20 protein-coding genes are annotated in these 25,740 nt (G+C 71.6%); 15 read left to right on the top strand and 5 right to left on the bottom strand.

The window, feature by feature from the left end; genetic code table 11:
- Positions 1-90 precede the first annotated feature (90 nt).
- Both ACFVUT_RS16355 and ACFVUT_RS16350 read left to right on the top strand, forming a co-directional pair.
- Complete coding sequence (locus ACFVUT_RS16355; protein ID WP_389649211.1) at positions 91-1,182, top strand: sugar phosphate nucleotidyltransferase; 1,092 nt, start codon at positions 91-93, stop codon at positions 1,180-1,182.
- Positions 1,183-1,243: 61 nt separating this feature from the next.
- Positions 1,244-2,242 carry a DNA-3-methyladenine glycosylase family protein gene (locus ACFVUT_RS16350; protein ID WP_389649214.1) on the top strand — a complete coding sequence of 333 codons (999 nt, stop codon included), beginning with the start codon at positions 1,244-1,246 and terminating at the stop codon, positions 2,240-2,242.
- Between the two features lie 78 nt (positions 2,243-2,320).
- Here ACFVUT_RS16350 and ACFVUT_RS16345 read toward each other — a convergent pair whose 3' ends face one another.
- From ACFVUT_RS16345 to ACFVUT_RS16335, 3 genes are read right to left on the bottom strand one after another with little or no spacing between them, the layout of a single operon-like run.
- Positions 2,321-3,679, bottom strand: coding sequence for a coenzyme F420-0:L-glutamate ligase (locus tag ACFVUT_RS16345; protein WP_389649217.1), 1,359 nt, complete (start codon positions 3,677-3,679; stop codon positions 2,321-2,323).
- Positions 3,676-4,632: a 2-phospho-L-lactate transferase gene (gene cofD / locus ACFVUT_RS16340; protein ID WP_389649220.1), complete on the bottom strand. Its 957-nt coding sequence runs from the start codon at positions 4,630-4,632 to the stop codon at positions 3,676-3,678. Before cofD ends, ACFVUT_RS16345 begins: the two co-directional genes overlap by 4 nt.
- A gap of 13 nt (positions 4,633-4,645) precedes the next feature.
- The gene (locus ACFVUT_RS16335) at positions 4,646-5,185 is read right to left on the bottom strand and encodes a cysteine dioxygenase (RefSeq protein ID WP_389649223.1); all 540 of its coding nucleotides are present in this window, start codon (positions 5,183-5,185) and stop codon (positions 4,646-4,648) included.
- Positions 5,186-5,894: 709 nt separating this feature from the next.
- On the opposite strand from ACFVUT_RS16335, the gene ACFVUT_RS16330 reads away from it, so the two are divergent.
- The 3 genes from ACFVUT_RS16330 to ACFVUT_RS16320 all read left to right on the top strand — a co-directional run bounded on the left by ACFVUT_RS16330 (position 5,895) and on the right by ACFVUT_RS16320 (position 11,968).
- Positions 5,895-6,158, top strand: a complete 264-nt coding sequence (locus ACFVUT_RS16330; protein WP_030927001.1) for a WhiB family transcriptional regulator — start codon at positions 5,895-5,897, stop codon at positions 6,156-6,158.
- A gap of 285 nt (positions 6,159-6,443) precedes the next feature.
- On the top strand, positions 6,444-10,424 hold the full coding sequence (locus ACFVUT_RS16325) for a glycosyltransferase (RefSeq protein WP_389649226.1): 3,981 nt from the start codon (positions 6,444-6,446) through the stop codon (positions 10,422-10,424).
- Positions 10,421-11,968 carry a DUF5719 family protein gene (locus ACFVUT_RS16320; protein WP_389649229.1) on the top strand — a complete coding sequence of 516 codons (1,548 nt, stop codon included), beginning with the start codon at positions 10,421-10,423 and terminating at the stop codon, positions 11,966-11,968. The genes ACFVUT_RS16325 and ACFVUT_RS16320 overlap by 4 nt, the downstream gene beginning before the upstream one ends.
- Positions 11,969-12,007: 39 nt before the next feature.
- Here ACFVUT_RS16320 and ACFVUT_RS16315 read toward each other — a convergent pair whose 3' ends face one another.
- The gene (locus ACFVUT_RS16315) at positions 12,008-12,436 is read right to left on the bottom strand and encodes a metallopeptidase family protein (RefSeq protein WP_389649306.1); all 429 of its coding nucleotides are present in this window, start codon (positions 12,434-12,436) and stop codon (positions 12,008-12,010) included.
- Positions 12,437-12,758: 322 nt separating this feature from the next.
- Between ACFVUT_RS16315 and ACFVUT_RS16310 the strand changes: the two genes are divergently transcribed.
- From ACFVUT_RS16310 to ACFVUT_RS16270, 9 genes are all read left to right on the top strand, one after another.
- Positions 12,759-13,139 carry a DUF3499 domain-containing protein gene (locus ACFVUT_RS16310; protein WP_389649232.1) on the top strand — a complete coding sequence of 127 codons (381 nt, stop codon included), beginning with the start codon at positions 12,759-12,761 and terminating at the stop codon, positions 13,137-13,139.
- Positions 13,140-13,330: 191 nt separating this feature from the next.
- Positions 13,331-14,947, top strand: coding sequence for an L-lactate permease (locus tag ACFVUT_RS16305; RefSeq protein WP_389649234.1), 1,617 nt, complete (start codon positions 13,331-13,333; stop codon positions 14,945-14,947).
- Positions 14,948-15,137: 190 nt separating this feature from the next.
- The gene (locus ACFVUT_RS16300) at positions 15,138-16,511 is read left to right on the top strand and encodes a phosphomannomutase/phosphoglucomutase (protein ID WP_389649237.1); all 1,374 of its coding nucleotides are present in this window, start codon (positions 15,138-15,140) and stop codon (positions 16,509-16,511) included.
- Positions 16,512-16,809: 298 nt separating this feature from the next.
- Positions 16,810-16,992 carry a Trm112 family protein gene (locus ACFVUT_RS16295; protein ID WP_389649239.1) on the top strand — a complete coding sequence of 61 codons (183 nt, stop codon included), beginning with the start codon at positions 16,810-16,812 and terminating at the stop codon, positions 16,990-16,992.
- 57 nt (positions 16,993-17,049) lie between these two features.
- Entirely contained in the window at positions 17,050-18,186 is a 1,137-nt protein-coding gene (locus ACFVUT_RS16290; protein ID WP_389649242.1) for an SIS domain-containing protein, read from the top strand.
- A gap of 74 nt (positions 18,187-18,260) precedes the next feature.
- Positions 18,261-19,442 (top strand): mannose-6-phosphate isomerase, class I, encoded by a 1,182-nt coding sequence (gene manA / locus ACFVUT_RS16285; protein ID WP_389649245.1) that lies wholly within the window; start codon positions 18,261-18,263, stop codon positions 19,440-19,442.
- Between the two features lie 87 nt (positions 19,443-19,529).
- Complete coding sequence (locus ACFVUT_RS16280; protein WP_389649248.1) at positions 19,530-20,552, top strand: cation diffusion facilitator family transporter; 1,023 nt, start codon at positions 19,530-19,532, stop codon at positions 20,550-20,552.
- A 309-nt stretch (positions 20,553-20,861) separates the two neighbouring features.
- Positions 20,862-22,319 (top strand): adenosylhomocysteinase, encoded by a 1,458-nt coding sequence (ahcY, locus tag ACFVUT_RS16275; protein WP_389649251.1) that lies wholly within the window; start codon positions 20,862-20,864, stop codon positions 22,317-22,319.
- A 164-nt stretch (positions 22,320-22,483) separates the two neighbouring features.
- Positions 22,484-23,107 carry a hypothetical protein gene (locus ACFVUT_RS16270; RefSeq protein WP_389649254.1) on the top strand — a complete coding sequence of 208 codons (624 nt, stop codon included), beginning with the start codon at positions 22,484-22,486 and terminating at the stop codon, positions 23,105-23,107.
- Positions 23,108-23,237: 130 nt separating this feature from the next.
- Here ACFVUT_RS16270 and ACFVUT_RS16265 read toward each other — a convergent pair whose 3' ends face one another.
- Positions 23,238-24,194: an RDD family protein gene (locus ACFVUT_RS16265; protein ID WP_389649257.1), complete on the bottom strand. Its 957-nt coding sequence runs from the start codon at positions 24,192-24,194 to the stop codon at positions 23,238-23,240.
- A gap of 120 nt (positions 24,195-24,314) precedes the next feature.
- On the opposite strand from ACFVUT_RS16265, the gene ACFVUT_RS16260 reads away from it, so the two are divergent.
- Positions 24,315-25,322: a stage II sporulation protein M gene (locus ACFVUT_RS16260; RefSeq protein ID WP_389649260.1), complete on the top strand. Its 1,008-nt coding sequence runs from the start codon at positions 24,315-24,317 to the stop codon at positions 25,320-25,322.
- Positions 25,323-25,740: the final 418 nt, after the last annotated feature.

Here is a 25,740-nt window from a genome sequence, read left to right as displayed (position 1 = left end):
CGGGGCCGCCGGCCGGGACGGCCGAGCCGCTCTGCATACACTGGCGAGCCGAAACCAGGCCAGGCCCCACCAGGAAGCAGAGTCAGCGCTGTGACAGAGGCAAGAGAAGCGATCCTCCTGGTCGGCGGCAAGGGAACGAGGCTGCGCCCGCTCACGGTGCACACCCCCAAGCCCATGGTCCCGGCAGCGGGCGTTCCGTTCCTCACGCACCAGCTGGCGCGTGCCCGGGCCGCCGGGGTCGAGCACATCGTGCTCGCCACGTCCTATCTGGCGGAGGTCTTCGAACCGTACTTCGGGGACGGCTCGTCGCTCGGTCTCCACATCGAGTACGTCACCGAACGCGAACCGCTCGGCACCGGCGGAGCGATACGCAACGTCGCGTCCCGGCTCACCGCCGGCCCCGACGAACCGGTGCTCATCTTCAACGGCGACATCCTCACCGGCCTCGACATCCGGGCGCTGGTGGACTCGCACACCGCGTCGGGAGCGGATGTCTCCCTCCACCTCACCCGGGTCGAGGACCCGCGCGCCTTCGGCCTCGTACCGACGGACGACACCGGCAGGGTCACCGCGTTCCTGGAGAAGCCCCAGACACCCGAGGAGATCGTCACCGACCAGATCAACGCGGGGGCGTACATCTTCCGCAGGTCGGTCATCGACACCGTCCCGGCCGGCCGGCCGGTCTCCGTCGAGCGCGAGACCTTCCCCGGACTGCTCGCTTCCGGGGCACACCTCCAGGGCATGGTGGACTCCACGTACTGGCTGGACCTCGGCACGCCGCAGGCCTTCGTCCGCGGCTCCGCCGACCTCGTCCTCGGCCGCGCCCCGTCCCCGGCCGTCCCCGGGCGGTGCGGCGACCGGCTCGTCATGCCGACGGCCTCCGTGGCCGGCGACGCGAAACTCAGCGGCGGCACGGTCGTCGGCGAGGGCGCCCGGATCGGCGAAGGGGCCCGGATCGACGGGTCCACGGTGCTGGCCGGCGCGGTCGTCGAACCCGGAGCCGTGATCACGGACTCGCTGGTCGGAGCCGGGGCCCGGATAGGCAGCCGCACGGTGCTGGCCGGCGCGGTCATCGGGGACGGGGCCCGGGTCGGCGCCGACAACGAACTGCGCGACGGCATCCGCGTCTGGTGCGGGGCGGTCCTGCCGGACGCCGCGGTGCGTTTCTCGTCCGACGAGTGAGCCGGACACCCGCCACTGCGCTTACCCTCGACAGGCACCCCCGACGACCGAGGACCTCACCGTGGCAGGACGATTCGCACCCCGCAGCGCTCCGCGTGCGGCAGTGCCCCGTCAGGCGGTGGCTCCGGCGGCGGACGCGCTGATCCGCGCCTGGACCCCGCCGGGCCCGCTCGATCTGCGCCTCGTCCTCGGCCCGCTGCGCCGCGGCCCCGCCGACCCCACTTTCCGGATGACCCGGGACGGCGTGGTCTGGCGGGCCTGCCGCACACCCGCGGGCCCCGGCACCCTCCGCGTCACGGCACGGGACGGGCGGATCGACGCGATGGCCTGGGGACCGGGCGCGACCTGGCTGCTGGACCAGCTCCCGACGATGCTCGGCGCGACGGACGACCCGGACGCCTTCCGCCCCCGCCACCGACTGCTCGCCCTGACCCGGCACAGCCGCCCCGGCCTGCGCCTGCTCCGCACCGGCCTCGTCATGGAATCCCTGATCCCGTCGGTCCTCGAACAGAAGGTCACCACGGACGAGGCCTACCGCGCCTGGCGCCACCTGGTCCGCGGGCACGGCACGCCGGCGCCCGGCCCCACGGACCACGCCGCGTTCGGCGCGCTCGGCCTGCACGTCATGCCGGACGCCCGCACCTGGTCCCTGATCCCGTCGTGGGACTGGCACCGTGCGGGCGTCGACGCCAAGCGCTCGGCCACGATCCTGCGCGCGGTACGCGTGGCACGCCGACTGGAGGAAGCGGCCGCCATGGAACTCCCGGAGGCCATGGCCCGCCTGGAACTGATCCCCGGCATCGGCCCCTGGACCTCGGCCGAGACCCTTCAACGGTCGAACGGCGCGGCGGACGCGGTCACGGTCGGCGATCTCCACCTTCCCGGCATCGTCGGCCACGCCCTGGCCGGCAACAGGGACGCCGACGACGAGGAGATGCTGGCCCTCCTCGCCCCCTACGAGGGGCAACGCCACCGGGCGACCCGCCTCATCCTGCTGTCGGGCCACACCCTGCCGCGCAGAGCCCCCCGCATGCCGCGCGGCGACATCGCCCGGCTGTGACGGACGGCCCGTCCGTCCGGCGCGCCTCGGAGCCCGTCGGGCGGGGGCTCTCAGCCGCCGGCCCGCTTCCGGCCCGCCTCAGCGCACCGTGACGAACGCCTCCGCGTCCCGCGCCGCGCGGGGCACCGGTGGGGCCGCAGGCCGGCCCACCGCGACCGCCCCCAACGGATCCCAGGACTCCGGCAGCTCCAGCACCTCACGCACCACATCGCGGCAGAACATCGTCGACGACACCCATGCCGAGCCGAGCCGTTCGCCCGCCAGCGACACCAGGAAGTTCTGGATGCCCGCCCCCGCGGCGACGACGAACATCTCCCGCTCCGCGGTGTCCCGCCGCGCGTCCCCGTACGTGTGGGAGCCGTCCATCACCAGGCACGGCACCGCCAGATACGGGGCCCGGCGCAGCACATCGCCCCGCCGCACCCGCCGCGCGACCGACTCCTCGCTCCGGCCGTCCCGGCGCAGATCCGCGATCCAGGCATCCCGCATCGCGTCGAGCAGCCGGGTCCGCGACTCCTCGGACTCCAGCAGTACGAACCGCCACGGCGTGGTGTGATGCGGCGCGGGCGCCGTCACCGCCGCGGCCACGGCCCGCCGCACGGCCCCCGGGTCCACCGGCTCGTCGGCGAACTCGCGCACCGTGCGCCGCAGGGTCACCGCTTCCCGTACCGCCTCCGACGTACCGAGGCGGAACATGTCGTCGGCCGCGCCCCGCACCACCGCCCGGGCCCCGTCCTCGGAACCCGTCGGGTCCACGACATGGCCGAGCCCCCGCACCACCGCGACCGGAAGCCCCGCGGCCTTGCCCTTGACCAGATCACCGGCCGCGGCCAGCTCGTCGGCCGTGGCGACCACGGTCGCGCTGAGCGGATTGCCGTACGCGTCCGAACCGCCACGCAGATCGTCCAGCACCCGGACCCCGGCCGCCCCGATCGCGACATCGGTCAGCCCGGTGCGCCACGGGCGTCCGAAGGTGTCCGTGACGACGACCCCGACCTCGACGCCGAGCGTGTCGCGCAGTCCGTCCCGGATGGCGCGCGCCGAAGCGTCGGGGTCCTCGGGCAGCAACAGCACTGTCCCCGCAGGGGTGTTCGAGGCGTCGACCCCGGCCGCGGCCATGACGAGACCCTGCCGGTTCTCGACGATCCGCAGCGTGCCGCGCCGCGCCACCACCCGTACCGTCTCGGCGTCGATCGCCGCTTCCCGGTCGGTGGCCTCGACGATCCGGCCCTCCGCCTTGGAGACGATCTTCGAGGTGACCAGCAGGACGTCCCCGTCGGCCAGCCCCGGCTCGGTGGCGGCGATCAGCTTGGCCAGGTCGTCCCCGGCCCGCACCTCGGGCATCCCGGGCAGCGCCCAGACCCGGTAGGACGGCGGCGGGGCGGACGGAGAGGGGAGAGAGGGGGAAGGGGAGGACCCGCGCGATCCGGCGCTCACGCCCGGACCTCCTCGGCCAGCGTCAGCGCCTGCCGCGCCATCTCCGCCGCCGCGTCGACATCGGTCATCATCAGCGGCACGGAACGGCAGCGGATGCCCGCGGCCTCCACCTCGGCGACCGCGGCGGCGTCCACCGTGTCGACGAGCCATCCGTCGAGCAGTCCGGAGCCGTAGTGCGTGGCCACGGCCGATGCCGTCGACTCCACGCCCACCGCGGCGAGCACCTTGTCCGCCATGCCGCGCACCGGCGCGTCCCCGACGATGGGGGAGAGGCCGACGACCGGCACCCCGGCCTCGGCGATCGCCTCCCGGATCCCGGGCACGGCGAGAATCGTCCCCACCGACACGACGGGGTTGGACGGCGGGAAGAGAATGACATCGGCCTCGGCGATGGCCTCCAGCACGCCCGGTGCCGGCTTGGCCTGCTCGGCACCCACCGGCACGATCGCCTGCGCCTCGACGGAGGCGCGCAGCTTCACCCAGTACTCCTGGAAGTGGATGGCCCGGCGCTCGCCGTCCGTGACGACCGCGACGTGGGTCTCGACCCGGTCGTCGGACATCGGCAGCAGCCGGACACCCGGCTTCCAGCGTGCGCAGAGCGCCTCGGTGACGGCGCTCAGCGGATAGCCCGCGCCCAGCATCTGCGTACGGACGATGTGGGTCGCGAAGTCGCGGTCGCCCAGACCGAACCACTCGGGCCCCACGCCGTACGCCGCAAGCTCCTCCTTGACCTGGAAGCTCTCGTCCGTACGTCCCCAGCCCTGCTCCTCGTTGATGCCACCGCCGAGGGTGTACATCACGGTGTCGAGGTCGGGGCAGACCTTCAGCCCGAACAGATGGATGTCGTCACCGGTGTTGCCGATCACCGTGATGTCCGCGTCGGGCGCGGCCTGCTTGAGGCCACGCAGAAAACGAGCACCACCGATCCCACCGGCCAGAACCACAATGCGCATGCACAGCAGTCTGTCAGGCGGGTACGACATCCACGGCCGCCGGGGCGCATTGCGCCGTGTGCATCGGCATCTCGGTCAGACCCGGGTAGTAGATGTGCAGACTGACGGCCGGTTCGAGGGAGTCGTTGACCATTTCGTGCACGGAGCCGGGCGCGAAGACGCGCTGCGCACCGGGATCCAGCGCCCGGGCGCCGCACGCGGTGCGTTCGGTCAACCGGCCGTCCAGGACGGTCAGTACGCCGGAGGACGGTCCGTGGTCGTGCCGGCCGGTGCCCTGGCCGGGCACCCAGCTGAGCAGCCAGACCTCGTAACCGAGGGGGGTCCTTCCCGCTCGCACGGAGCCGGGAGCCGGGGGAACGGAGCGCAGCCGGTGGTACCAGCGGGTGCCGGCGTCGTACCGGACGAGCGGCGCCCACTGCGCGCGGTCGGCGGCGATCCGGCGGGCGAGTCCGGCGAACTCGGCCACGGTGGAGGGGTGCTCGCGGGCCGGCTGGAGGAGGTGCGGGACCTCAAGGATGTCGCCGGCGATCTGAAGGTCGCTGTCGCTGTTCATGGAAGCGGGGTTCCTCGGCATGGGGGGTGCATGTGCGGGGTTTCTCAGGGACCGGAGACCGGAGACGGAGAGCCGTGGAAGCGCGGACGCAGCGCTACGGACACGCTCTGCAAGAGCTCTGCGAAGAGGAGCTGGGTCAGAGCCGGAGCCTTACGGCGTCAACAGCTGTGACAGCTGGAACAGCAACAGCGGGCCTGGACAGCGGTGCGGAACCCACGGACGTGGGTGGCGAACATCGCTGCGGTCGCTTGCATGCAGTCAAGGAGACCGGCTCAGTGCCGCCCCTGTCAACCTGATGCCCGATTTGGGGGTAATGTTTCACCTCATCCGGTTACCGGGGGCAGGGAAAGGTTTGTGCGGTCATGGTGACGGAGATGTGGCGCATCGACCGTGTCCGTAAACGCCGTTGAGGTCTCGTGACCCGACTGTGATCTCGATCGCTTCGGTGATCGAATCGAAACATGGCGGTGGTCCCGGTCGTCTCACTCGGTGAGAGGAGGGGCGTGAGGGAGCCAGTGACATATGTCAGGTTTTTGGTGATTTACCCACTTTCCGCATACCCTTGGTTCCGCAGAGTGAATACCAGGGCCAATAGCAGATCTTCGCTTGACTGGCTCGGAACTACACGCTTGTAATTTCACTCGTGTCGTTCGGCCGCGATCAGTAACGGCCGCATCACGGGGACGCAAGAGACAGACGAGGGGCGCACATGACCGAGCTGTTCCAGCAACTGCTGGTCGAGGACGCGGACGAGGAACTCGGCTGGCAGGAGCGCGCGCTGTGCGCCCAGACCGATCCCGAGTCCTTCTTCCCCGAGAAGGGCGGATCCACCCGCGAGGCCAAGAAGGTCTGCCTCGCCTGTGAAGTCCGGTCCGAATGCCTTGAGTACGCGCTTTCCAATGACGAACGGTTCGGCATCTGGGGCGGCCTCTCGGAACGTGAACGGCGCCGCCTGAAGAAGGCCGCCGTCTGACCGCGGCCCACCGGAACACCACCACACCGCACACGAAGCGCGCGCCGGCCGCCCACCGGAGCGCGACCCACCACGGCCCGTCGCCTGCCCCGCAGGAGACGGGCCATCGCTGTGCCCGCCGCCCGTCACCGCCCTCGTTCCACCGCTCGGCGGCATCGCGGCGGCCCGTACCGTTAGTGTGGGGCCCCGTCCGAGACGCGCCAACGCCCCGACTGAGCGCGCGTGTACACCGATGCAGCCCCCGGGGGGACGCCCCCCGGACCCGGCCGGAGGGCCCGTACCTCGATGTCCGTGCACAGCCAATCGACGGCGCCGTACGCGGCTGCCGCCGCCCCAGAGTTCCCCCGGCATGTCGTCACCGCCGTGCTCGTCTCCCACGACGGGGCACGCTGGCTGCCCGACGCGCTCGCCGGGCTGCTCGGGCAGGAACGCCCCGTACAGAACGTCGCCGCCGCCGACACCGGCAGCGCCGACGACTCCGCACGGCTGGTCACCGAGGCGCTCGGCGCCGAACGGGTTCTGCACCTCGCGCGCCGTACGAACTTCGGCACCGCCGTCGACGAGGCGATCCGCACGACCGGCGTCCTCACGCCCGATGACCTGCCCTATCTGAAGCGCCCCAGCGGCTGGGATCCCGTCAGCAGGACCTGGCGGGACGACGCGTACGACCTGCCCGAACTGCCGCACGGCGAACCCGTGCAGTGGCTCTGGCTGCTCCACGACGACTGCGCACCCGAACCCGACGCGCTCGCCGAGATGCTGCGCGTCGTCGACACCGACCCGCACGCCGCGATCGTCGGCCCGAAGCTCCGCGGCTGGTACGACCGCAGGCAGTTGCTCGAAGTCGGCGTCTCCATCGCCAACAGCGGTCGCCGCTGGACGGGACTGGACCGGCGTGAGCAGGACCAGGGGCAGCACGACCAGGTCCGTACCGTGCTCTCCGTCTCCACCGCGGGCATGCTGATCCGCCGTGATGTCTGGGAGGAGCTCGGCGGGTTCGACCGCAGGCTCCCCCTGATGCGTGACGACGTGGACCTGTGCTGGCGCGCGCACGTCGCCGGGCACCGGGTGCTCGTCGCCCCCGACGCCGTCCTCCGGCACGCCGAAGCCTCCGCGCGCGAGCGCCGCCCCATCGACTGCGTGGGACGCTCGGTCGCGTCCCCGCATCGCGTCGACAAGGCCGGCGCCGTCTACACGATGCTCGTCAACGCACGGGGCAAGGCCCTGCTCTGGGTGATGCTCCGGCTCGTCCTCGGCACCCTGCTGCGTACCCTCGCCTATCTCGTCGGCAAGGTGCCCGGCCAGGCCCTCGACGAGGTCGCCGGATTCTTCGGCACCCTGCTGCGCCCCGGCCGGATCCTCGCGGCCCGGCGCAGCCGCGGCAAGGGCGGCGTCGACCAGGCCGAACTGCGCAGCCTCTTCCCGCCGCCCGGCGCGACCGTCCGTGCCACCGTCGAACAGGTCGTGGGCAACTTCGGCGGGGGCTCCGACGCCGACACGGGCGGCTCACGGCACGGCGCCGTGGAGTCCGGTCCCGGCGGCGACGACGCCGACTTCCTGGAGATCGAGCAGTTCGCGCGACTGAAGCGGATCGGACGCAAGCCCGGGCCGGTGCTCTTCGCCGTTCTGCTGCTCGTCTCACTCGTCGCCTGCCGCGGCCTGCTCGGCGGCGGAGCACTGGTGGGCGGCGCGCTGCTGCCCGCGCCCGCCGACGTCTCCGATCTGTGGGGCAGATTCGCGGACGGCTGGCACGCGGTCGGTACCGGCGGCACGCAGACCGCACCGCCGTACCTCGCCGCCATCTCGGCCCTGTCCGCGCTGTTCCTCGGCTCGACGGGCTTCGCGCTCACACTGCTGCTCGTCTGCTCGGTCCCGCTCGCCGGACTCACCGCCTACTTCGTGTCCCGGCCGCTGCTCGAATCAAGGCTCCTGCGGGCCTGGGCGAGCGTCGCGTACGCCTTCCTGCCCGCCGCCACCGGGGCGCTGGCGACGGGCCGCCTCGGCACCGCCGTCCTGGCGGTCCTGCTCCCGCTGATCGCCCGCGCGGCCATCTCCGCACACGGCATGCGGTCCACCGGCAACGCCCGCGGGAGCTGGCGCGCCACATGGGCGTACACCCTGCTCCTCACCTTCGCGATGGCCTTCACACCCATCGTCTGGCCGCTCGCCGTGGTCCTCGGCATCGGCGTGCTCGCCCTGCGCCGCGACGACATCGCCGCGTACGGGCTCCGCTTCCTCGCCGCGATCGGCACCCCGCTGCTCGTTCTCGCGCCCTGGTCGCTCTCGCTTCTCACCCGTCCGTCGGGCTTCCTGAAGGAAGCGGGCCTGGACGACGGTTCGGGCGCGGCCTCCGCACTCGATCTGCTCGGCATCAGCCCCGGTGGCCCCAAGGCGGCGGGTGGAGTGCTGCTGCTCGGCATCGTGTGCGCCGCACTGGCGGCGCTGCTGCGCGGAGAGCGGCAGTTCGCGGTGCGCAGCGCGTGGGCGGTCGCCCTCGTGGCGCTGGTCTTCGCCGCTCTCGCCAACGGCTCGGGCTGGGCCGGCCCCGCGACCCTCGTCTACGGCATCGCCCTGATCGTCGCCGCCCTCGTCGGCGCGGACGGGGCCCGGGTACGCGTCGCCGAGCTCAGCTTCGGCTGGCGCCAGCCCGTCGCCGCGCTGATCGCCCTCGCCGCGGGCCTCGCCCCGGTGCTGGCCGCCGCCGGATGGATGATCGGCGGGGCCGCGGGTCCGCTGGAGCGCCGCGACCCGGTGCAGGTGCCCGCGTTCGTCGCGGAGGAGAGCACCACGCGCGACCAGCCGCGCACCCTCGTCCTCGGCGGCACTTCGCCCGCCACGGTCTCGTACACCCTGGTACGCGGCTCCGGCGCGCGGCTCGGCGATGCGGAACTGGCCGAGGCGGGCGGCAGCAACAGCCACCTCGACAAGGTCGTCGCGCATCTGGTCGCGGGCTCCGGCGCCGACCAGGGCAGCCAGCTCAGCGGATTCGCGATCCGTTACGTGCTGGTACGGGACGGCGCTCCGAAGGAGATGAGCCGGGTTCTCGACGCGACCCCGGGCCTCAGCCGGCTGAGCCAGCTGGACGGCAGTGCGCTGTGGCGGGTCGACCGGCAGGTCGCCCGCGTCATGATCGTCCCGTCCGGTGCCGACGACGAACCGCTGCCCGTGGGCTCCCTCCCCGTCGAGGCGCACACCAAGATTCCGGCGGGCGGTTCCGGCCGGGTGCTGCGGATCGCCGACTCCGCCGACTCCGGCTGGGAGGCCACGCTCGACGGGCGTGCCCTGACCCCGAAGACCGTCGACGGCTGGGCCCAGGGCTTCGAGCTCCCCGCCGAGGGCGGCACGCTGGACCTCACGTACAACACCCCGCTCACCCACACCGCTTGGATCTGGGCCCAGTCCGCGCTGGCCGTGGTCCTTGTGGTCCTCGCCCTGCCGGGCCGCCGCCGGGAGATCGACGACGACCTGCCCGAAGAGGCCCTCTCGGTCCTCGCGGAGCCGGTCGCGGGCGAAGGACGCCGGGCCCGCAGGCTCCGCGCGGCGGCCCAGGCGGAGGCGGAGGCGGAGACCGCATCGGATCCGGTCGGCGGCGCCGAGGAGGCGACGGGGGAGTACGTCCCGGCACAGCAGACGGCCGAGCCGTACCCGCCCGGCGACCAGGGCGTGTTCGATCCGCAGGCCGACAGCGGCCAGTACGCGGCGGTGCCGCAGCAGGCGGCCGAGCCGTACCCGCCCGGCGACCAGGGCGTGTTCGATCCGCAGGCCGACAGCGGCCAGTACGCGGCGGTGCCGCAGCAGCAGTACGGCACATGGGACGGGTCGCAGTACCAGGACGCCGACTACCAGCAGTACCAGGGCGACCAGTACCAGGGCGGTCAGCAGCAGGACGGGCAGTATCAGGGCGGTCAGCAGCAGGAAGGCCAGCAGCAGGAAGGCCAGTATCAGGAAGGCCAGTACCAGGGCGGTCAGCAGCAGGAGGGGCAGTACCAGGACGGCCAGTACGGCACGCAGCAGGACCATCCTGCGACCGCCGACCCGTACCAGCAGAACGCCTACGACCCGTACGGCTACGCGCAGCAGCAGCAGTACGACCCGCAGGCCCCGTACGCCCCCCAGCCCTCCTCGTACGACCCCCAGGCGTCCTACGACTACGGCGCGCACGGCGGCCGGCAGGGCGATTACGACCAGCAGAACCCCGACGAGAACCCCGCCCCGGGCCACAACCCGTGGCCGACCGGTAACGCATCGCGAGGCGAGTCCGAGTGAAGTCTCCCAGCCTGTCCCTCATCGTGGGCGCTGTCGCCCTCGCGGCCGTCACCGGATTCGCCGCGCTCACCGCCCCCGGTGACGACGCCGCGGCGGAGTCGAAGTCCGCCCCGCGGCTCCCGGTGGAACGGTCCAGCCTGCTCTGCCCGGCGCCCGGTCTCTCGGACCTCGCGGAGACGACGTACACCTCCTTCACCCCGGCGGACGGCAGTGGCGGCGAGGCCGGTACGGCCGAACTGAAGCGGTCCACGGGCGCGGCGGCCGACGACACCGCGGCCGATGACGAGAAGAAGGACGAGAAGGACAAGAAGAAGGACAAGAAGGAGGAGAAGAAGGCGGAGTTCACGAAGCCGGTCGTCTCCCTCAAGGAGCCCGGGAAGCCGGTCACCGCCGACGCGTCCGGCGCCGACGCCCCGGCCCTGGTCGGCACCGCGACCGGCCGCATGGCCCCCGGCTGGACCACGCAGCAGACCACCACGGTCGAGGCGGGCGGCGCCCGCGGCCTGCTCGGCGTCAGTTGCACCGCACCCGACACGGACTTCTGGTTCCCCGCAGCGAGCACCGCCAAGTCCCGCGAGGACTACGTCCACCTCACCAACCCGGACGACACCGCGGCCGTCGCCGACATCGAGCTGTACGGTCCGGACGGCAGCCTCAAGTCCGATGTGGGCGAGGGCATCACGGTGCCCGCCCGGTCCGGTGTCCGTGTCCTGATCTCCACCCTGACCAGCGAGGCCACCGAGGACGTGACCGTGCACGTCACCACCCGTACCGGACGTGTCGGCGCGGTCGTCAGGACCGCGGAAGAGGAGACCGGCAGCGACTGGCTCGCCGCCTCGGCCGACCCGACGGGCACCCTGGTGCTCCCCGGCATCCCGGCGGACGCCACCTCGGTCCGTCTGGTGGCCTTCGCGCCCGGGGACGACGACGCCGACCTGAAGGTGCACCTGCTCGGCAAGAACGGCGCGATCTCCCCGGCCGGACACGAGGACCTCCACGTCAAGTCGCGGATGACCGCGGGCGTCGACCTCAAGGACATCACCAAGGGCGAAGCCGGCTCCCTGCTCCTCACCCCTGCCGGGAGCGGCAAGGGCACCCCGGTGGTGGCCGCGCTGCGCGTGGTCCGCGGCAAGGGCGACGCGCAGGAGGTCGCCTACATCCCGGCGACCGGACCGGTGGGCGCGCAGGCGACCGTGGCCGACAACCGGGCCAAGGGCTCCACCCTCTCGCTCACCGCGCCGGGCGCCACCGCCACGGTGAAGGTCACCGCCTCCGCCGGGAGCGAGGGCGGCGAACCGACCGTCAAGACGTACACGGTCAAGGGCGGTACGACGCTCGCGGTCACCCCGCCCGTACCGTCCGGGCTCAAGGGCAGCTACGCGCTGACGGTGGAGACGGAGTCGGGCGGCCCGGTCCATGCCGCACGCACGCTCGCCCTGCCGCAGGACGGCATTCAGATGTTCACCGTGCAGACCCTGCCGAACGACGGCGGAACGGTCGAGGTGCCGACGGCCGACCAGGACCTGTCGGTCCTGAACGACTGAGCGCGCGGCGGTACGGACGGGACCGTACCGCCGTTCGTCCTACTCCTGCCCGTACCGCGGATCGACCGACTCCGGTGACAGCCCGAGCAGGTCCGCGACCTGTTCCACCACCACCTCGTGCACCAGCAGGGCGCGCTCGTCGCGGTTCTTCGTCCGGATCTCGACGGGCCGCCGGTAGACGACGATCTGCGCGGGCCGGCCCTTCTCCGCGGAGACCGCATGCCCCAACGGCACGGTCTCCTCCTGGGGCCCCGGTACATCGAGCACCATGAAGTCGACATCGGCCAGCTGCGGCCAGCGCCGCTCCAGCCGTTCCACCGAGTCCTGCACGAGATCACGGAAGCTCTCCGCCCTGCTGACCGAGAGCGGCACCTGGGGCGGGGCAACGGGTCCGCGCATACCGCGGCCATGGCGGTCACGGCGGCGCGGGCGCGGCTCGGACGGGTGGGAAGGCACGGGACTGTCCATCACTGACGCAGGGTAACGCTCCGCGGGCCGGGCGGATCGCCGCTCCCTGACCCGGCGTCGGCATGTCCGACCCTGAACAATCCGGCCGAACAGGAGCCCGTTTCAGGCCCGGCTCCTGACCGCTGGTCTCCTGCTGAATGACAGCTTTTGTGCTGAGCGGTGACCAAAACCGTTGCCGGTACCACCTCCGCTCCCGGGCTCCCGCGCAGGTCAGAAGAGCCGCAGGGAGGGCGGTTGTGCCGCGGTTCACAGGGCGACACGGTGGGGTGAGCCGAGGGAGAGTCGTCGCAGCCCGCTCAAGAGTGCGGTACCGTCCAACATCGTGAGCCCTGTACGTCGCTGTTCGCGCACCGCGTGCGGCCGCCCCGCCGTCGCGACACTGACGTACGTCTATGCCGATTCGACCGCGGTCCTCGGCCCGCTCGCCACGTATGCCGAACCCCACTGCTACGACCTCTGTGCCGAGCACAGCGAGCGGCTGACCGCCCCGCGCGGCTGGGAGGTCGTCAGGCTCGCCGACCCTTCCGCTCCCGCGCGTCCCAGCGGTGACGACCTCGAAGCGCTCGCCAACGCGGTACGGGAAGCGGCGCGGCCGCACGACCGCGGTACAGAGGGCCGGGCCGGAGGCGGCCCGCAGGCCGCGGATCCGATGGAGGTCGCGCGCCGCGGCCATCTGCGGGTACTGCGCTCGCCGGACTCCTGACCGGGGCGACCGCCCGGCGTGTCCCGCCCGTGAGAGCCGACCGGGCTTTCCCGTGACGGGTTTTCCCGTGACGAGCCATGGACGCATCTTCGCATCTTCGTGACGAGTCATTGACGCATCTTGTCGTGGACACGACTATGCCCTCACCGTGTGAAAAAGCTTTCCGCATCACGGAATCCGGGGAGGTCTGTGTGTTTGTCCAGCAACTCGAACCCGTAGCCGATTCGCTCGCCCTGTCCGCCCTGATCGCGGCGCTTCCCCTGGTCACCGTGCTGGTGCTGCTCGGGGCTGTCCGGATGCGGGCGCACCGGGCCGGGCTCATCGGCCTCGCCGTCGCGGTCGCCGTCGGCTCGCTCGTGTACGGCATGCCGCTCGGCCAGGCCCTCTCCGCAGGCGCACAGGGCGTGCTCTTCGGGCTCTTCCCCATCATGTGGATCGTGGTCAACGCCCTCTGGGTGTACCGGATGACCGTACGGACTCAGCACTTCGACATCCTCCGCCGCTCCTTCGGCAGGCTCTCGGACGACCCGCGCATCCAGGCGCTGGTCATCGCCTTCTGCTTCGGCGCGCTCCTCGAAGCCCTCGCCGGATTCGGCGCGCCCGTCGCGATCTCCTCCGTGATGCTGGTGGCGCTCGGCTTCGACCCGGTCAAGGCGGCCGTCGTCTCGCTCGTGGCCAACACCGCACCGGTCGCGTTCGGAGCCATGGGCACCCCCGTGGTGACGCTCGCCCAGGTCACCGGGCTGCCGCTGGACGACGTGGCCTCCGTCGTCGGCCGCCAGACCCCGCTGCTGGCCCTGTTCGTCCCCCTGATCCTGGTCTTCCTCGTGGACGGGAGGCGCGGGCTGCGCGAGACCTGGCTGCCCGCGGTCGTCTGCGGAATCGCCTTCGCCGGGGCCCAGTTCGCCGCCTCCAACTACGTCTCCGCCCAACTCGCCGACATCGCCGCCGCGCTGGTGGGCGCGGCAGCGCTGATGGCCGTCCCCGCGGCACGCAGGCCGGCCGAGGAGCCGGTGCGTGCGGCAGTCCTGACCGGCGTACGGAGCGAGGACCTCGACCGTGAGGACCCGCGCCGCGAAGTACTGCGCGCCTACGCCCCGTACGCCCTCATCGTCGCCGTCTTCTCCGTCGCGCAGATTCCGCCGGTCAAGGATCTGCTGGCCGGGGCGACCCGGGTCTTCGACTGGCCCTTCCTCGATGTCGCGAACCCGGCGGGCAAGCCGGTCGGCGCCAATCTCTTCACGCTTCCGGTCATCGCCACCGGCGGCACCCTCGTCCTGCTGGCCGGGCTGGTCACCACCCTCGTGCTCGGCGTACGGCCCCGGGACGCGGCGCGCGAGTGGGCGGGCACGGTGCATGAACTGCGGTACGCGATCCTCACCGTGACCTCCGTGCTCGCCCTCGCGTACGTCATGAACCTCTCCGGGCAGGCCGCCACGATCGGCCAGTTCGTGGCGGCGGCGGGCGCCGGACTGGCGTTCCTCTCGCCGGTGCTCGGCTGGTTCGGTGTCGCGGTCTCCGGCTCCGACACCTCCGCGAACGCCCTGTTCGGAGCACTCCAGGTCTCCGCGGCACGCGAATCGGGCCTCTCGCCGGAGCTGCTCGCCGCGGCGAACAGCTCCGGCGGGGTGCTCGGCAAGATGATCTCTCCGCAGAATCTGACGATCGCCTGCGCGGCGGTCGGCCTGGCCGGACGCGAGGGAGACCTGTTGCGCAAGGTGCTGCCGTGGAGCCTGGGACTGCTGCTTGTCATGTGTCTGATCGTGCTGGCGCAGAGCACGGCGGTGCTGGGCTGGACGCTGCCGTGAGCGGGGGAGCGGGCCCGCCCGCCGATCGACGGCCACACGGTGGGCAGCCGCCTCTCCCGTCACCGTAGGCACAACCCGGGATCCGCACGGCTGCACGCACCCACGGCCGCACTGCCGCCGACCCCGCGACCCGCGCGCACCACCGCCGGGTAGTTTGGGCGGTCCGCAGGAATCTCAGGAGGACCGGCCCGTGGCTGCTGATCTGTCGCAGATCGTCAAGGCGTACGACGTGCGCGGAGTGGTGCCCGACCAGTGGGACGAAGCGCTGGCCGAGCAGTTCGGGGCGGCGTTCGTCGAGGTGACGGGTGCCGACGCGATCGTGATCGGCCATGACATGCGCCCCTCGTCGCCCGGCCTCTCGGGAGCCTTCGCGCGGGGTGCCGCGGCACGCGGCGCGGACGTCACACTGATCGGCCTCTGCTCGACCGACCAGCTGTACTTCGCCTCCGGCAGCCTCGGCCTCCCCGGCGCGATGTTCACGGCCTCGCACAACCCGGCGCAGTACAACGGCATCAAGCTCTGCCGGGCGGGTGCCGCGCCCGTGGGCCAGGACACCGGCCTCCTGGAGATCCGCACCCTGGTCGAGAAGTGGTCCGAGGCAGGCACACCCGAACCGGCCGCCACCCCTGGCACCGTCACCGAGCGCGAGACGCTCCCCGACTATGCCGCGCACCTGCTGTCCCTGGTCGACCTCGCATCGATCCGCCCGCTGAAGGTCGTCGTCGACGCGGGCAACGGCATGGGCGGCCACACCGTCCCCACCGTCTTCGCGGACCTCCCCGTCGACCTCGTACCGATGTACTTCGAGCTCGACGGCACGTTCCCGCACCACGAGGCCAACCCCCTCGACCCGAAGAACCTCGTCGACCTCCAGGCCCGCGTCGTGGCCGAGGGCGCCGACCTGGGCCTCGCCTTCGACGGCGACGCCGACCGCTGCTTCGTCGTCGACGAACAGGGCACGGGCGTCTCCCCGTCCGCGATCACGGCCCTGGTCGCGGCCAGGGAACTCGCTCGCAACGGCGGCCGGGGAACCGTCATCCACAACCTGATCACGTCCCTCTCGGTCCCCGAGGTCGTCCGTGAGAACGGCGGCACCCCGGTCCGCACCCGCGTGGGCCACTCCTTCATCAAGGCGGAGATGGCCGAGCACGGCGCGATCTTCGGCGGCGAACACTCCGCGCACTACTACTTCCGCGACTTCTGGAACGCCGACACCGGCATGCTCGCCGCGCTCCACGTCCTGGCCGCGCTGGGGAGCCAGCCGGGCACCCTGTCGGAACTGGTCGCCGAGTACGACCGCTACACCGGATCCGGCGAGATCAACTCCACGGTCGCCGACCAGCCGGGACGCACGGCAGCGGTACGTGAAGCCTTCGCCTCCCGTGACGGCGTCACGACCGACGACCTGGACGGCCTGACGGTCACAGGTCCGGACTGGTGGTTCAACCTCCGCGCCTCCAACACGGAACCCCTGCTGCGCCTGAACGTCGAGTCCCGCGACGCACGGACGATGACGGCGGTACGGGACGAGGTACTGGCACTGGTGCGGGCCCGGGCCGCGTAGGGCGTATCCGGCGCTGTCCGTCCCTGTCCTGCCGTCCCCTGCCTGCTTGCCCCGTCCTGCGCTGTCGGTTCAGGGCGGGGCGGACGCGGCACCGGCCGTCGCAGGCACATCGCCGCGGGGCCGCGCCCTTGTGGGGGCGGGACGACGGCGGTCCCCGCGAGGGCCCTGCTCGCGCACCGGCCCGGGCCGCGTTCCCCGCTCCCGCCCGCTCCTCCGCCCCGGCCGCACCCCGCACAGCCCGGCGGTAGGCTGACGTCGCCCGATCCGCGCGATCCCGAACCCCTTGAAGGGACACCCCATGCCGCTCGACGCCGGCCTTCTGGAGATCCTCGCCTGCCCGGCCTGCCACGCCCCGCTCGACGACCGGTCGGCAGCCGACAGCCCCGAGCTGGTCTGCACCGGCGAGGACTGCGGCCTGGCGTACCCGGTACGGGACGGCATCCCCGTCCTTCTCGTCGACGAGGCCCGCCGCCCCGCGTAACGGCAGGCGCGCCCACACCCCGCACGTTGATCAGCACGTGATCGGAGGACCGTCCCCATGCTCGACGAGTCGCTGCTCGACGCCCCGGAAGCCCTGGCCCGGGCCGACCGCCGGGGCCTGCTCCGCGGCGCCGCCGAGGCAGGGGCCCGGGTCCGTACCGCCGCCCGGCACGCCGCGGAGGCCGGGATCGCCGCGCTGAACCCGGAAGGGCGCCCCCGCGCCGTACTCGTCGCGGGTTCCGGCACCGCCGCGTCCGGCGTCGCCGACCTGATCAGCGCCCTGGCGGGCGCATCCGGACCCGTCACCCGCATCCAGCCCACCGGGGTCGCCCCCGCAGCGGGCGCGATGCGCTGGACGCTGCCCGGCTGGGCCGGCTCCGTGGACCTGCTGCTCATCGTCACCGTCGACGGTTCCGAGCCGGGCCTCTCCCTTCTCGCCGAACAGGCGTACCGCCGCGGTTGCAACGTCGTCGCCGTCGCGCCCCGCCAGTCACCACTGCGCGAGGCGATCGACGGGGCGCACGGACTCGTCGTACCGATGGCCTCCGCCCCGTACGGCGAGTACGACGCCGAGACGTCGGCCGCCGGCCCCGGCACGCTCTGGGCCCTGCTCACCCCGTTGCTCGCGCTGCTGGACCGGGTCGGCCTGCTCACCGCGCCCGCCGAGGCACTGCAAAGCGTCGCCGACCGCCTCGACCGCACCGCGGAACGCTGCGGTCCGGGCGTCGCCACCTACAGCAACCCGGCCAAGACCCTCGCTGCCGAACTCGCCGACAGCCTGCCCCTCATCTGGACGGAGGGCGAAGCCGCCGCCCCGGTGGGCCGCAGATTCGCCGCCGTCCTGGCCGAGCTGTCCGGCCGCCCGGCCCTCGCCGCCGAGCTCCCCGAAGCACTGCCCGCCCACGGCGCCCTGCTGGCAGGCGCCTTCGCCGCCGGGGCCGACCCCGACGACTTCTTCCGCGACCGGGTCGACGAGCCGGAGCCCCTGCACGCCCGCGTCGTACTGCTCCGCGACCGCCCCACCGGCGGCCTGAGCGCCGGACCCGCCGCTCGTGAGCTGGCGCTCGGTCACGACACCGCGATCAGCGAACTCGAACCGGAAGAGGGCACCGCACTCGAAGCGCTCGCCGAACTCCTCGCGGTCACCGACTTCGCCGCCGTCTACCTGGCACTCGCGTCGGCCGCCCGCGCCTGACCGCTCGAACCGGCCCGAACCACCCCGCTCCTTCGCGGCCCACCTCGATCCACGCATCTCACAAGGACCCACCCATGGACCGGCTCTCCAACACCGTGCGCCCCTACGCCTGGGGCTCCACCACCGCCCTTCCCGAACTGCTCGGCATCGCCCCCACCGGCGAACCCCAGGCCGAGATGTGGATGGGCGCCCACTCCGGAGCCCCCTCCCGCCTCACCCGCCCGACCCGCACCGGAGGAGGCGGCCGCGAACAGGCTCTCAGCGACGTCATCGCCGCCGATCCGGAGCGCGAACTGGGGCGGGCCACCGTCGAGAAGTTCGGCCCCCAACTGCCCTTCCTCCTGAAACTGCTCGCCGCGGGCGCCCCGCTCTCCCTCCAGGTCCACCCCGACCTCGCCCAGGCCGCGCGCGGCTACGAGGACGAGGAGCGGCGCTCCGTCCCGATCGACGCCCCTCACCGCACGTACAAGGACGCCAACCACAAGCCCGAACTGATCTGCGCGCTCACCCCCTTCGCCGGCCTGTGCGGCTTCCGCAGGCCCGCCGAGGCGGCCGAGGCGATGGCGGCACTCGACGTCGACTCCCTCAAGCCGTACGTCGACCTTCTCGGCGCCCACCCCGAAGAGGCGGCCCTGCGCGAGGTCCTCACCGCGATCCTCAGCGCCGACCCCGCGGAGATGGCCGAAACGGTGAATCTGGCGGCCGTCGCCGCCGAACGCCTGGGCGGCGCCCACGCCCCCTACGCCCGGATCGCCCACCATTTCCCCGGCGATCCCGGTGTCGTCGCGGCGATGCTGCTGAACTACGTGGAACTCCAGCCCGGCGAAGCCCTGTTCCTCGGCGCGGGCGTTCCGCACGCCTACCTCGACGGCCTCGGCGTCGAGATCATGGCCAACTCGGACAACGTGCTGCGCTGCGGCCTCACGCCCAAGCACATCGACGTACCCGAACTTCTGCGTATCGTCCGCTTCGAGGCGAGCGACCCCGCCATCCTTCGCCCCGAGGCGTCCCCCTCGGGCGAGGAACTGTACGAGACGCCCGTGGACGAATTCCGGCTCTCGCGCTTCGACCTGTCGCCCGGCGCCCACCCCGTCGACCTGACCAGGGAAACCCCGCAGATCCTGCTCTGCACCGCGGGCGCCCCGACGGCGGGCACGCTGGGCCTCACACCCGGCGCCTCGGTCTTCGTCCCCTCCGGCGAGAAGGTCGAAGTGTCCGGTACGGGAACTCTGTTCCGCGCAACATCGGTGGCCTGACGTACCGTCCGTACCAGCGACTGCAACAATGTCCGGCCGTACCGCGGCGCCAGGGCCGCAGCACCGAAGAAGGGACACCAGGCACCCATGAGTGCGTCAGGCGGAACCAAGGCGATCGTGGCGGCACTCGGCGCCAACCTCTCGATCGCCGTGGCCAAATTCGTGGCGTTCCTGTTCAGCGGCTCGTCATCGATGCTCGCCGAGAGCGTCCACTCGCTCGCCGACTCGGGCAACCAGGGCCTGCTGCTGCTCGGCGGCAAGAAGGCCCAGCGCGAGGCCACCCCCCAGCACCCCTTCGGCTACGGCCGTGAGCGCTACATCTACGCCTTCCTCGTCTCCATCGTGCTGTTCTCGGTCGGTGGCATGTTCGCGGTGTACGAGGGCTACGAGAAGATCAAGCACCCGCACGCGATCGAGGCCTGGTACTGGCCGGTGGGGGTGCTCATCTTCGCGATCATCGCCGAGGGCTTCTCCTTCCGTACGGCCATCAAGGAGTCGAACGAGACCCGCGGATCGCTCTCCTGGAAGGAGTTCATCCGCCGGGCGAAGGCTCCCGAACTCCCCGTCGTACTCCTGGAGGACTTCGGCGCTCTGATCGGCCTGGTCCTCGCCCTTGCCGGTGTCGGCCTTGCGCTCGGGACCGGCAATGGTGTCTGGGACGGAATCGGCACCCTCTGCATCGGCATCCTGCTGATCGTCATCGCGATCGTGCTGGCCGCCGAGACGAAGTCCCTGCTGCTCGGCGAGGCCGCCGGCGCCGACCAGGTCGAGAAGATCAAGGCCGCGGTCGTCGACGGCGACACAGTCACCGGGATCATCCACATGCGCACACTCCACCTCGGGCCGGAGGAACTGCTCGTCGCCGCCAAGATCGCGGTGCAGCACGACGACACGGCCACCGAAGTGGCCAACGCCATCAACGCCGCCGAGACCCGTATCCGCGCAGCCGTCCCCATCGCCCGGGTCATCTACCTGGAACCGGACATCTACAGCGAGACCGCTGCGGCAGCCGGCACCAACCCCGGCAAGACCCCGGGTGCCACCGGCGGAGCCGCCCCCGCAACGCCTCCCGAAGAGCCCCCCGGCACCCCGGCGGACTCCGGTCACTGACCCGGGCCGACCCCGCCGGGCGTACACCTCCCCAGCACTCCGAGGCACCCCCTCTCCCGTCCCTCGTCGCCGCCCTCCCCGCCACTCTCCGCCCCAGGCGGGCTGGGAGCGGCTGGGCCGATCGGTGTAGATTCGACAGCAGTGTCAGACGTCGCTGCTGATGGCGGTCGATCGGTCCGTTCGCACGGACCGGCCGAGGGAGAGAGGGCCTCCGACGGACTGCGCTGCGAGCGCCCGGGCATTCGTGTGCCCGCCGCCGCAGAGCCAGCCGTGCCCAACCTCGACACCCATCACGAGGAGCAGCCCGTTATGACGACGGTCACCAACCGACACGACTTCAAGGTCGCCGACCTCTCCCTCGCGGCGTTCGGCCGCAAGGAGATCACCCTTGCCGAGCACGAGATGCCCGGCCTGATGTCGATCCGCAAGGAGTACGCCGCCACGCAGCCGCTGGCCGGTGCCCGCATCACCGGTTCGCTGCACATGACGGTGCAGACGGCCGTGCTGATCGAGACCCTGGTCGCCCTCGGCGCCGAGGTCCGCTGGGCCTCCTGCAACATCTTCTCCACCCAGGACCACGCCGCCGCGGCCATCGCCGTCGGCCCGAACGGCACGCCGGACGCCCCCGCGGGCATCCCGGTCTTCGCCTGGAAGGGCGAGACGCTCGAAGAGTACTGGTGGTGCACGGAGCAGGCCCTGACCTGGCCGAACACCCCCACCGGTGGCCCGAACATGATCCTTGACGACGGTGGCGACGCCACCCTCCTCGTCCACAAGGGCGTCGAGTTCGAGAAGGCCGGTGCGGCTCCGGACCCGTCGACCGCGGACAGCGAGGAATACGGCTACATCCTCACCCTGCTGAACCGCACCCTCAGCGAGTCCCCGCAGAAGTGGACCCAGCTGGCGTCCGAGATCCGCGGGGTCACCGAGGAGACCACGACCGGTGTGCACCGGCTGTACGAGATGCACCGCGACGGCACCCTCCTCTTCCCGGCGATCAACGTCAACGACGCCGTCACCAAGTCCAAGTTCGACAACAAGTACGGCTGCCGCCACTCCCTGATCGACGGCATCAACCGCGCCACCGACACCCTCATCGGCGGCAAGACCGCGGTCGTCTGCGGCTACGGCGATGTCGGCAAGGGCTGCGCGGAGTCGCTGCGCGGCCAGGGCGCCCGTGTGATCATCACCGAGATCGACCCGATCTGCGCTCTGCAGGCGGCGATGGACGGCTACCAGGTGACCACGCTCGACGATGTCGTCGACAAGGCCGACATCTTCGTCACCACGACGGGCAACAAGGACATCATCATGGCCACCGACATGGCCAAGATGAAGCACCAGGCCATCGTCGGGAACATCGGTCACTTCGACAACGAGATGGACATGGCCGGCCTGGCGAAGATCGACGGCATCGTCAAGGACGAGGTCAAGCCGCAGGTCCACACCTGGACGTTCCCCGACGGCAAGGTCCTCATCGTGCTGTCCGAGGGCCGCCTGCTGAACCTGGGCAACGCCACCGGCCACCCCTCGTTCGTGATGTCCAACTCGTTCGCGGACCAGACCCTGGCCCAGATCGAGCTGTACACCAAGCCCGAGGAGTACCCGACCGACGTCTACGTGCTGCCCAAGCACCTGGACGAGAAGGTCGCCCGCCTCCACCTCGACGCGCTCGGCGTGAAGCTGACGACCCTCCGCCCCGAGCAGGCCGCCTACATCGGCGTCGAGGTCGAGGGCCCGTACAAGCCCGACCACTACCGCTACTGACCCCGCCCGTCAGCGGTCGCGCACGTCACCACCGGTCAGTGACGAGCGGCCGCCGACAGACGGCACAGCCTCAGCGGCAGTGACGAGCACAGGCCCCCGCACCCCCGTGTCGGGGGCCTGTGCCGTACCGCACCCGCTCAGCCCGAGGAACCTCGAAGGACCCCATGCCCCGCGGCCGATATTCGCTTCACGACCTTCACGATCACACCCTCCTCGGCGAAGAACACTTCCAGTGCGCCCCCGGCCCCTCCGGCTGGCGCTATGTCTCCCGGACCACCGCCCCTTCCGGCGATCACCTGGGCTCCGTCGACCTCACTCTCGACGAACTGGGCCGCCCCATCCGCCTCGAACTCCACTCCGCGAGCTGGCAGGTCCGCGGCGCCGCCCTCGACGGCGTCACCTGGGTCCGTACGGACCCGACCGGTACTCATGCCACCGAAGGCAATGTGCGCGCCCACGCCTTCACCGGCACGTCCCCCGCATTCCTCGTCGCGACCTCACGGCTGCTGCGTCTCACCCCCGATTCCCCCGCGACCCGGGTCCGCCTGGTCGCCTTCACGGATCCCGTCCTTGCCCCCCGCACCGTCGACCAGTCCTGGGCTCTGGTGAACAGTGAAGCGCACGCCACTGACAACGGCCCCCTGATGGTGGACGAATACCAGGTCAGCGCCCTGGACACCGGCGAGCAGCACGCCATTCACATCGCCGGCGACGTGGTGCTCTCGGCCCCCGGGATCGAACTCGAAGACCTGGATTCCCCGCCCTCACCGGGCCGACTCGATCTCTGACCTCGGGTGTGGAACGTCTTCTCGCACCCGATCTCCTGCGGGTTCTCGCCCCCGATCACCTGCGGGCGGTCTTCGGCCGGGCATGCGATCCGGCCAGTCCTCGTCCGCGCCGTCCAGGTGGAAGATCGAGTCAGGCGGGCGGCGCGAACCCTGTCGCAGGTGCCGTCCCCTGCTGCTTCACGGCCGAGATCGCGGCCGGGACGACGGGCATCTGCGTTGCGGGGGCGACGGGAGCAGCCGCCCCGGCGCCCTTCGCGGACGGCCCGGACCCCGTCGGCGCAGAGTCAACGGCGCCACCCGGCGGTACTCCTCTCCCCGCCGGCGCAGCAACATCCTGAGCAGCGACGAACACCCGCCGCGCATCCCGTGCCTGCCGCTCGTTCACCACCGCCGCCAGATACGCACCGGCGGGCACCCCCTCGGGCACAGGAACCCCCGTACGGGCCGCCAGCTCCCCGGCCAGCCGATCCGCCATCGACCGGCCCACCTGCGCGTCGAGCTGATGCATCCGCGTCAGGTACTGGCGTATCGCCAGCCACAGACCGTCCGGCACCCCCGACAGATCCAGCGCCGCGAACCGACCGACCAGCCAGGGCGGCGGAGGCGGTACGGCAGCCGCGCGTCCGGCCGGCACCCGCTCGCGTACGACAAGCGTCCCCGCGAACACGTCCCCGAGCCGCCGTCCCCGGGCCGACACCAGGGAGGCGATGCAGGCGACGACCCCGAGCGTCATCAGGATCTCGACGACCCCCATGGCTCCGCGCACCAGCGCGTGACGGAAACGGATCGGCCCCCCGTCGTCGCGGACCACCCGCAGCCCGCACGCCAGTTTGCCCAGCGAACGCCCGTGGCTGAGCGTTTCGACCGCGATGGGTCCGCCCACCAGCACCAGCAGGAAGGCCGCGACGGACACCGCGGCGAGTGCCGCTTCATCCAGCGTGGCCGTCGCGATGGCCAGCCCGATCGACACCAGGACGAACGCAGCCCCCACCACGGTCAGATCGATGGCCATCGCCAGCGCCCGGCTCGGCAATTTCGCCGGTCTCAGTCCCAGCACGACCGCGTCCCCGGTCACGAACTCACTCATCGCCGCCCCATTCCTCACCGGTCTTCCCTGCCCCTCGGGACATCAGTCTGCCAAGCTGATCCGCAGCGCGCCGCCGTAGTACGAACCCGTACGCACCCATGCCTGGAGCAGCAGCCGACCATGGACCTCGACGTCTTCGTGACCGCCCACCACCATGAGTGGGACCGCCTGGACCATCTCCTGCACCGCGGGCGCCGGCTCACCGGCGCGGAAGCCGACGAACTCGTCGAGCTCTACCAGCGCACGGCGACCCATCTCTCCCTCCTGCAGTCCAGCGCGCCGGACCCGTTGCTCACCGCGCGCCTCACTCAGCTCGTGGCCCGTGCCCGGTCCACCGTCACAGGCACCCGCCGGGCGTCCTGGCGGGACGCGACACGCTTCCTGACCGCCGGGTTCCCCGCAGCCGTCTACCGGTCCAGGCACTGGTGGATCCCCACAGCCGTCCTCTCCACGCTGCTGGCCGCCGTCATCGGCTGGTGGATCGGCACACATCCGGAAGTCCAGTCGGCCATCGCGGCGCCGGACGACCTACGCCGCCTGACCAGCCCGGGCGGAGAGTACGAGACGTACTACTCCAGCCACCCGGCCGCATCGTTCGCCGCCCAGGTATGGACGAACAACGCCCAGGCGGCAGCGATGTGCCTGGTCCTGGGAGCCTTCCTCGGCATCCCGGTGATCTGGATCCTCTTCGTCAACGTGCTCAACCTCGGCGTCGGCATGGGCCTGATGTCCTCGGCCGGCCGTCTCGACACCTTCCTGGGGCTGGTGCTCCCGCACGGTCTGCTCGAACTCACCGCCGTCTTCATCGCCGCGGGTACGGGGCTGCGCCTCGGCTGGACGGTCATCGATCCGGGCCCGCGCAGCCGTCGGACAGCCCTCGCCCAACAGGGCCGAGCCGCACTTGGCATGGCCATCGGCCTCGCCCTGGTCCTGTTCGTCTCGGGTGTCATCGAAGGCTTCGTCACCCCGTCCGGTCTCCCGACCTGGGGGCGTATCGCCATCGGCATCGCGGCCGAGCTGGCCTTCCTCGCGTACGTCTACATCCTGGGCGCTCGGGCGGCGCGCGCGGGCGACCGGGGCGACATCGACGCCTCGGAGCGCAGCGCCGAGTTGCCGGTCGCTGCCTGATGTGCGTGCACCCCCGCTGACCTGCTAGTCTCCTCTTCGCCCCAGAAAACTGTTGACACGGTCAGACGGGGGAGGTAGATTTTACGGGTTGCGTCGGACTGGACAGGTCCGATCCCAACCGTTAACGTCTTCCTCGCTCTCACCGGAAATGAATTTCCGCAGAGCCATTGATTCTCTTATTCCGGATCACGCAACCGTTCAGCTTGGTTGAATGCTTCTGGTAAAGTCGAGTCAGTCGAAAGACAAAGGCCCTTCCAACGGCCACCGGAATTCGAATCCCTACCCGGAAACGGGGACGGAAAAGGGTCTGGTAAGGTTGGAACCGCCGGAAAGGGAAACGCGAAAGCGGAGAACCGGAAGGCGGAAATTGCGAGGCCCGCTTCGACCGGGAATCGGACGCGAAAGAGTCTGATAGAGT

The organism is Streptomyces sp. NPDC058051, from assembly GCF_042885475.1.
GTDB lineage: Bacteria > Actinomycetota > Actinomycetes > Streptomycetales > Streptomycetaceae > Streptomyces.
This window is presented reverse-complemented; position numbering and strand designations above follow the sequence as displayed.

Coding starts and splice junctions, on each gene's coding strand:
- ACFVUT_RS16330 (WP_030927001.1), top strand. CDS start 5,895: ATGACCGAGCTGTTCCAGCAACTGCTGGTCGAGGACGCGGACGAGGAA.
- manA (WP_389649245.1), top strand. CDS start 18,261: ATGGACCGGCTCTCCAACACCGTGCGCCCCTACGCCTGGGGCTCCACC.
- ACFVUT_RS16335 (WP_389649223.1), bottom strand. CDS start 5,185: ATGAACAGCGACAGCGACCTTCAGATCGCCGGCGACATCCTTGAGGTC.
- ACFVUT_RS16260 (WP_389649260.1), top strand. CDS start 24,315: ATGGACCTCGACGTCTTCGTGACCGCCCACCACCATGAGTGGGACCGC.
- ACFVUT_RS16290 (WP_389649242.1), top strand. CDS start 17,050: ATGCTCGACGAGTCGCTGCTCGACGCCCCGGAAGCCCTGGCCCGGGCC.
- ACFVUT_RS16265 (WP_389649257.1), bottom strand. CDS start 24,194: ATGAGTGAGTTCGTGACCGGGGACGCGGTCGTGCTGGGACTGAGACCG.
- ACFVUT_RS16270 (WP_389649254.1), top strand. CDS start 22,484: ATGCCCCGCGGCCGATATTCGCTTCACGACCTTCACGATCACACCCTC.
- ACFVUT_RS16280 (WP_389649248.1), top strand. CDS start 19,530: ATGAGTGCGTCAGGCGGAACCAAGGCGATCGTGGCGGCACTCGGCGCC.
- ACFVUT_RS16315 (WP_389649306.1), bottom strand. CDS start 12,436: ATGGACAGTCCCGTGCCTTCCCACCCGTCCGAGCCGCGCCCGCGCCGC.
- cofD (WP_389649220.1), bottom strand. CDS start 4,632: ATGCGCATTGTGGTTCTGGCCGGTGGGATCGGTGGTGCTCGTTTTCTG.
- ahcY (WP_389649251.1), top strand. CDS start 20,862: ATGACGACGGTCACCAACCGACACGACTTCAAGGTCGCCGACCTCTCC.
- ACFVUT_RS16325 (WP_389649226.1), top strand. CDS start 6,444: ATGTCCGTGCACAGCCAATCGACGGCGCCGTACGCGGCTGCCGCCGCC.
- ACFVUT_RS16295 (WP_389649239.1), top strand. CDS start 16,810: ATGCCGCTCGACGCCGGCCTTCTGGAGATCCTCGCCTGCCCGGCCTGC.